Raw genomic sequence first — 7,107 nt, 5'->3', positions numbered from 1 at the left:
CATCTATACCGTAAAATATAGTATAGTTTATACCAGCACCAACGTAAGGTTTGAAATCATCTGCATAAAAATGATATTGTAAATTTAGAGTTGGAGGTAATAACCAAACATGACCTAAATCTGCTGTTGTTCCACCAGCTACGTTTAACTCAACATCGTGCTTAGTTGTTGCTAAAATAAGCTCAGCAGCAATGTTTTTAGTGAAAAAGTACGTGAAATCTAATTCTGGAACAATAGCTGTGTTTATATCAACATCTGCACCAACAATATCATCACCTGGAGATGGAATTACAGAGATTATTCTAAAACGAGCTTGCCATTTACTATAATCATCTGTTGCTTTATCATCTTGTGCATTTAAGCTAAATGTAAAGGCTGTTAATAAAATAAGTAATAATAGATTTTTCATGAGAATTATGTTTTAATTTTCAACAAAAATAGGATGCAAAAAAACCTAAAACACTGACAAAAATCATAGTTCAATTATTATAAAATTTAATGCGATTTTTTAACTAGAAAACATCCCAAATTAACAATCTGTAAAACAGTGAATTACCTGTTAATAAAAAATTATTCGATGAAATGCAGAATAAATTCCAGAATTTAACAGTCTTTTTAACGGATAAATCATTAATTTTATCGAGCTATTTAATTCCAACAGACTTAAGACATCATTGATTCTTGTCTAGTAATCCCTCTACATGTTAGAGAATTACTTTAGCTATTATATTGTCAAAACCCTACTAAAAAAATAAATGGAATTAAATAAATACATAGATCACACACTTCTTAGTGCTTCTGCAACCGAAGCCGATATTCTCAATCTTTGTGAAGAAGCTTTAAAATACAATTTTTATTCAGTTTGTGTTAATAGCAGTTATGTGCCAATAGCAAAACAAGCTCTTGGTAGATCTGACGTTAAGATATGTACTGTAGTTGGGTTTCCTTTAGGAGCAATGTCTACAGAAGCAAAAATGTTTGAAGCAAAAAAAGCTATTGAACAAGGAGCTACAGAAATTGATATGGTGATGAATATTGGTCGTCTTAAGAGTCAAAATCACGTTGCTGTTTTAAAAGATATTAGTAATGTAAAGCGTGCAATTGGTATAGTTCCTCTTAAAGTCATTTTAGAGATTAGTGAACTTTCTAAAAACGAAATTGTAAAAGCTTGTGAAATCTGTATCGATGCAAAAGCCGATTTTGTAAAAACTTCAACAGGTTTCTCTAAAAGTGGTGCAACTCTAACAGCTGTAAAAATAATGAAAAAATCGGTTAAAGATCTTCTAAAAATAAAAGCTTCTGGCGGAATTAGAGATGTTGAAACTGCTTTAAAATATATTGAAGTTGGTGTACATAGAATTGGTGCTTCTTCAGGAGTTGCAATGATGACTAATCAAACTTCACATTCTTCTTACTAATTATAAACACTTTGCTTAACTTTGTAGTATGAGTGTACACATAGGAGCCAAAAAAGGCGAAATCGCAGAAACAATTTTACTACCTGGTGATCCATTACGAGCAAAATGGATAGCAGAAACATTTTTTGAAAACCCTAAATGCTTCAACGAAGTTAGAGGTATGTATGGTTATACAGGCACCTATCAAGGCAAACGTGTTTCTACTATGGGAACAGGAATGGGAGTACCTAGTATTTCAATTTATGCCAATGAATTGATATCTGAGTTTGGTGTAAAAAACCTCATTAGAGTTGGTAGTGCTGGTTCTTATCAAAAAGATGTAAAACTTAGAGATGTTGTTTTAGCTATGGCTGCATCATCAACTTCTGGTGTTAATGAATTGCGTTTTGGTGGTGCTGATTATGCACCTACTGCAGATTTTGGTTTGTTTATAAAAGCTGTTGAAGCGGCTAAAGCAAAGAATATTCCTATTAAAGCTGGTAATGTCTTATCCTCAGATGAATTCTATGAAGATGATATAGAATCTTACAAAAAATGGTCAAAATTTGGAGTGCTTTGTGTAGAAATGGAAGCTGCCGGATTATATACTGTAGCTGCAAAGCATAATGTAAATGCTTTAGCTATACTAACTATTTCTGATTCACTTGTTACAGGTGAAAGTACAACTAGTAAAGAACGAGAGACTACTTTTAAAGGAATGATTGAAATTGCGTTAGAACTCGCTTAATTTTATTTAACAAACTTTTTAAAAAATTACTAATATTCTAGATTATATTTGAGAGTATTAACCAATCAATCTCATCATGAAATCTTTCATCCTAGCGCTATTCCTTTCTTTATCTTTTACAATTTTTACTCAAAACGAGTCTGACAAAACTCAAATAGAAATCACATTAAACAATTACTTAGACGGTTTTTATAATGGTGATACTCTAAAATTAAAAGCTGCCATAAAACCAAGACTTTACAAATTTGGGTATTGGAAAAATAAAGACACTGGTAAGTACAAGTATTCTAATCAAATGACCTATGCTAAAGCGATAAACTATGCAAAGGACGTTTTAGAAAAAAATCAACAACAAGGAGCTGATGTTATCCGTAAAGTCGAAGTTTTAGATATCGGTAATCATATTGCATCAGCAAAAGTTACTGGATTTTGGGGAAATGACTACATGCTTTTATCAAAAGAAGAAGGTAAATGGATGATAGAACAAGTCATTTGGGAAGGTCCTCTAGAAAAGCAAGTTGAACAAAAAACGACAACATATTACCTCATTAGACACGCAGAAAAAGACCGTTCAGATAAAACCAACAGAAATCCACATTTAACAGAAGCTGGTCTAAAACGCGCCAATAATTGGGCGAATGTTTTAAAGGATGTGAAATTTGACTTGGTCTACTCTACCAATTACAATAGAACTAAAGAAACTGCAGCACCAACAGCCAAAGCAAATAATGTAGAAGTAAGTTTTTATGATCCAAGAGACATGAAACTAAAAGAGTTTATAGCCAATACTAAAGGAAAAAAAATACTTGTAGTAGGTCATAGTAACACAACTCCAATGTTTGCAAATGGCTTATTAGGTGATAAAAAGTATGGTATGATTGACGATAATAATAATGCAAATCTTTACATCGTCACAGTAACTGAAGATTCTAAATCTTCAACCGTTTTAGTCGTTGATTAAATCGACCTTTACATTTTCGAGTTCTATTTTAGATAACAATTTTAGTTGATTAGCTTCAAATGCTTTGCCTAATTCGGTAAGCTTTATTTTGGTGTTTTCAGCTTTGTAATTATTGTAATCTACAAAACGTAATCCGTTTACGTAACGCTCATTATATACTTCTCTAAAACGCATTCCTACTCCATCATCTTCATTATATGAGTACGCGAGATAATCTAATTTAAACAACTCTTTATCAATCCAATACACAAAAACATCTTCATAGTCCTCACCTCCACCTTCTTCATTAAAAGTGACTTTGATTTTGTAATAGTCTTTGTTCTTTATTCGTTCTTCATTTAGCAAGCTTTTGTTTACTGCTTTATCGTTTAAACCATAAGGTAATGTTGAAAAATAATGTACAGAGTTTACTGAAGCAATATATTTCACAGCCATAGAATCTTCTACAACTATAGTTTTAAGACCATTAGTTTTCATTTTACCAATTTGCCTTGAGTAACCTTCATTATTCAAATGATCTATGATGAAAATACTATCGGCTTCAATCGAAGTTCTAGATAGTGTAAACTTTCCTTTCTCTCTTGTAGAAGTATAAATTTTCCCTCTAAAATCAAAGTCAATCGCCGACCTTTCAAATTTTTCACCTCCAGAAACTTCAATAGATTTATTGATAATTTCATCAGCAGACAAAGACTTAGCTTCTGGTTCATTTTTGCAGCTTGCAATAGATAGAGCTATAATTATAAAAGATAAATATTTCATAAGTGTATTATAAAACTTAATGGTCGCAAAATTATAAACAAGTTTACACAACCAAGCATTAAATCTGATCATCTTTGCGACTTTGCGTCTTCGCGAGAAAACTTAAAGCTTCGAGCTTCAAAATTTCAACTTTAAAAACTACCTTTGTCACCAATGCAAAAAACAGTTAACATACTTAACAAAAAAGCAAAATTTCAGTACGATATATTAGATAAATATACTGCCGGAATTGTCCTTACTGGAACAGAAATTAAATCCATCAGATCTGGCAAAGCTTCTATTGCCGAAAGTTTCTGTGAGTTTAATGACAGAGAGGAATTGTTTGTTATTAATATGACTGTTGAAGAATATGCTTTTGGAAACTACTATAATCATAAACCAAAAGCAGAGCGCAAGTTACTTCTTAATAGAAAAGAGCTAAAAAAGCTAAAGAAGGAAATGGACGTAAAGGGTAATGCCATTATCCCACTTAAGCTATACATCAACGAAAAAGGTTTTGCTAAACTTATTATTGGATTGGGTAAGGGTAAAAAACTTTACGATAAACGCGAAACGATTAAAGATCGTGACAACAAGCGTGACCTAGATCGTATTAAGAAAAATTTTCGATAAGTTTAAGATTCCTCTAACGACTTCCTTTACATTTTTAATTTATGTTTGAATTTCTATAAGCAACCATTTCAATTTTATTTACGTCTTTATTAATAAGGGCACAAAATTTGTGAACATTAATAAAATTCGTTTCAAAAAATTAATCATCAATCAAACCAATATGAATAAAAATCTACTCAGTTTATTATTTATCGCATTTAGCACAATTGTATCAGCTCAAATTGTTGGCACTATAACAAACACAAAAAGCGAACCGTTACCTTTCGTAAATATTTTAATAGAAAACACCTACAAAGGAACCACTAGTAATGACGATGGTTATTACGAACTTAATATTTCTAAATCAAAAACTTACACAATAGCCTATACCTATTTAGGCTACAAAACGGTAAAAAAGAAAGTTACAATAGATAAATTTCCATATACAATTGATATCGCTTTAGAGGAAGAATCTGTATCTCTTGGAGAAGTTGTGGTTAATTCAGAAGACAATCCTGCAAATGCTATAATTCGCCAAGCCATTGCAAAACGAAAAGAAAATTTAGAAAAAATCAACTCTTTTAAGGCCGATTTTTATTCTAGAGGATTAATTAGAATAAAAGATGCTCCAAAAAAAATATTTGGTCAAGATGTAGGTGATTTAGGAGGAGGCTTAGACTCTACACGAAGTGGAATTATTTACTTATCAGAAACCATTTCAAAAATTCAATATTTAAGGCCTAATAAACTCAAAGAAAAAATTACAGCTTCAAAAGTAAGTGGTGACAACAATGGATTTAGTTTTAATAATGCTATTGATGTCGATTATAATTTCTACAACAATACTATTGAATTTGGCAATGAAATTATCTCTCCTATTGCCAATAATGCATTTAGCTATTACAAATATAAATTAGAAGGTATATTTTATGACGACCGTGGAAACCTTGTTAATAAAGTAAATGTAATTCCTAAGCGTGACAATGATCCTGTTTTTTCTGGAAGTATTTATATTGTTGAAGACCAATGGACAATTTATGGAGTTGAGTTAGATATTACTGGTATACAAGCTCGAGTACCAGCAGCAGACATTCTATCAATAAAACAAACATTTTCTTATTCAGAGGAAAATAGTATTTGGGCTTTAATCTCTCAAAGCCTCGATTTTAAATACAAATTTTTAGGCATAAAAGGAGATGGTCGTTTTACAGCTGTTTATAGTAATTATGAGTTCAATACTGGTTTAACAAGAAAAGATTTCGGTAGAGAAATAGTTGCTTTTGAAGACCAAGCCAATAAAAAAGATTCTCTATTCTGGAACACCATTAGGCCTGTACCATTAACATTAGAGGAACGCACAGATTATGTGAAAAAAGATAGTATTCAGATTGTAAAAGAGTCCAAACCTTATCTAGACTCTATAGATCGCGTAAATAATAAATTTAAGTTAGGAAGTATTCTTGGTTACACATACCAAAACTCTCATAAAGATATTCGTTTAGGCTTCGACATTCCACTTACTGAGATACAATTTAGTACAGTACAAGGCTATACAGCTAAAGCCAACGTATTCTTCACAAAAGATTATGGTGATTTTAAACGCTTTTTTAGAGCGAATGCGAGTTTACAATACGGCTTTTCTGATGAAAGACTAAGAGCAACAGGTTCGTTAACCTATAAGTTTAATAATACATCACGATCGTTCTTAAGGCTGTCTGGAGGTGTTAGCACAGAACAGTTTAATCCTGCTGAGCCTATTACTCCATTTATAAATTCGATAAGCACTTTGTTTTTTGAAGACAACTACATGAAGTTATACGAAAGGAGTTTTGTACAGCTTAATCATTCCGAAGAATTGTTTAACGGCTTTAGATTATACTCGCAGCTGAGTTACGAAAGACGAAAAGCATTATCTAATACAACAGACCAAGTCTATAGAAACGAAGACAATGATGTTTACACAAGCAATAATCCATTAGACGAAACCGCATATGGTATTGCTCCTTTTCAAACACATAACATTTTAAAAGCCAATGTTACTGCTCAGATTAACTTTGCACAAGAATACTTAAGTTATCCTGATAGCAAATTTAATATAGGGAATAGCGCATATCCAACATTATTCTTAGCATACGAAAAAGGCTTCAGAGCTACTAATAGTGATTATAACTTTGACCAAATAAAAGCACGTCTTACACAGTCTTTTAACATTAAAGACAAAGGTCGTTTTAGATACAATTTAAAAGCTAGTAAGTTTTTTAATGCAGATGATATTGCTTTTATAGATTACCAACATTTTAATGGTAACCAAACACATATCAGTACAGAAGGAAATTACACCAATGTATTCAATAACTTAGGTTATTATGCTGGTAGCACAAATGATGCTTATTTTGAAGCACATACAGAACACGATTTTAATGGTTTTCTTTTAGGAAAAATACCATTACTAAATAAACTCAACTTCAACTTGGTAGTTGGTGCACATCTATTGGCAACACCAGATTTTAGTCCATACCAAGAATATACTGTTGGTATTGATAACATTGGTTGGGGAAAATGGAGATTCTTAAGAGTAGACTATGTGAGATCTTACCAAAGTGGATTTCAAAGTGATGCAATTTTGTTTGGATTGAAATTCTTTTAAC

The 7,107-nt window shown here is 31.7% G+C and carries 7 protein-coding genes; 5 read left to right on the top strand and 2 right to left on the bottom strand.

Annotated elements, in window-relative coordinates; all coding sequences use genetic code 11:
* On the bottom strand, positions 1–409 hold a 409-nt coding region (locus QZZ53_RS09680; RefSeq protein WP_296384037.1), incomplete at its 3' end, for an OmpW family outer membrane protein.
* A 346-nt stretch (positions 410–755) separates the two neighbouring features.
* On the opposite strand from QZZ53_RS09680, the gene deoC reads away from it, so the two are divergent.
* The 3 genes from deoC to QZZ53_RS09665 all read left to right on the top strand — a co-directional run bounded on the left by deoC (position 756) and on the right by QZZ53_RS09665 (position 3,106).
* Positions 756–1,418 (top strand): deoxyribose-phosphate aldolase, encoded by a 663-nt coding sequence (gene deoC / locus QZZ53_RS09675; protein ID WP_296384036.1) that lies wholly within the window; start codon positions 756–758, stop codon positions 1,416–1,418.
* A 28-nt stretch (positions 1,419–1,446) separates the two neighbouring features.
* Positions 1,447–2,145 carry a purine-nucleoside phosphorylase gene (gene deoD / locus QZZ53_RS09670; RefSeq protein ID WP_296384033.1) on the top strand — a complete coding sequence of 233 codons (699 nt, stop codon included), beginning with the start codon at positions 1,447–1,449 and terminating at the stop codon, positions 2,143–2,145.
* 76 nt (positions 2,146–2,221) lie between these two features.
* Entirely contained in the window at positions 2,222–3,106 is an 885-nt protein-coding gene (locus QZZ53_RS09665; protein WP_296384032.1) for a histidine phosphatase family protein, read from the top strand.
* Here the strand turns inward: QZZ53_RS09665 and QZZ53_RS09660 are convergent.
* The gene (locus tag QZZ53_RS09660; RefSeq protein ID WP_296384030.1) at positions 3,092–3,868 is read right to left on the bottom strand and encodes a DUF6503 family protein; all 777 of its coding nucleotides are present in this window, start codon (positions 3,866–3,868) and stop codon (positions 3,092–3,094) included. The two genes, QZZ53_RS09665 and QZZ53_RS09660, sit on opposite strands and share 15 nt — an antisense overlap.
* Before the next feature lie 153 nt (positions 3,869–4,021).
* Here QZZ53_RS09660 and smpB point away from each other — a divergent pair, with 153 nt between their 5' ends.
* Both smpB and QZZ53_RS09650 read left to right on the top strand, forming a co-directional pair.
* Positions 4,022–4,480, top strand: a complete 459-nt coding sequence (gene smpB, locus QZZ53_RS09655) for an SsrA-binding protein SmpB (protein WP_296384028.1) — start codon at positions 4,022–4,024, stop codon at positions 4,478–4,480.
* A 160-nt stretch (positions 4,481–4,640) separates the two neighbouring features.
* A complete protein-coding gene (locus tag QZZ53_RS09650) occupies positions 4,641–7,106 on the top strand; it encodes a DUF5686 and carboxypeptidase regulatory-like domain-containing protein (protein WP_296384026.1) in 2,466 nt (821 codons plus the stop codon).
* Position 7,107 lies beyond the last annotated feature (1 nt).

The sequence above is a fragment of the Winogradskyella sp. genome, assembly GCF_016744625.1.
In the GTDB taxonomy this organism is placed as follows: Bacteria; Bacteroidota; Bacteroidia; order Flavobacteriales; family Flavobacteriaceae; genus Winogradskyella.
The sequence above is the reverse complement of the archived record's forward strand: the minus strand, read 5'-3'. Positions and strand labels throughout refer to the sequence as shown.

Excerpts from the sequence above, each read along its gene's own strand:
- QZZ53_RS09665 (WP_296384032.1), top strand. The coding sequence starts at position 2,222 with ATGAAATCTTTCATCCTAGCGCTATTCCTTTCTTTATCTTTTACAATT.
- smpB (WP_296384028.1), top strand. The coding sequence starts at position 4,022 with ATGCAAAAAACAGTTAACATACTTAACAAAAAAGCAAAATTTCAGTAC.
- QZZ53_RS09650 (WP_296384026.1), top strand. The coding sequence starts at position 4,641 with ATGAATAAAAATCTACTCAGTTTATTATTTATCGCATTTAGCACAATT.
- deoD (WP_296384033.1), top strand. The coding sequence starts at position 1,447 with ATGAGTGTACACATAGGAGCCAAAAAAGGCGAAATCGCAGAAACAATT.
- deoC (WP_296384036.1), top strand. The coding sequence starts at position 756 with ATGGAATTAAATAAATACATAGATCACACACTTCTTAGTGCTTCTGCA.
- QZZ53_RS09660 (WP_296384030.1), bottom strand. The coding sequence starts at position 3,868 with ATGAAATATTTATCTTTTATAATTATAGCTCTATCTATTGCAAGCTGC.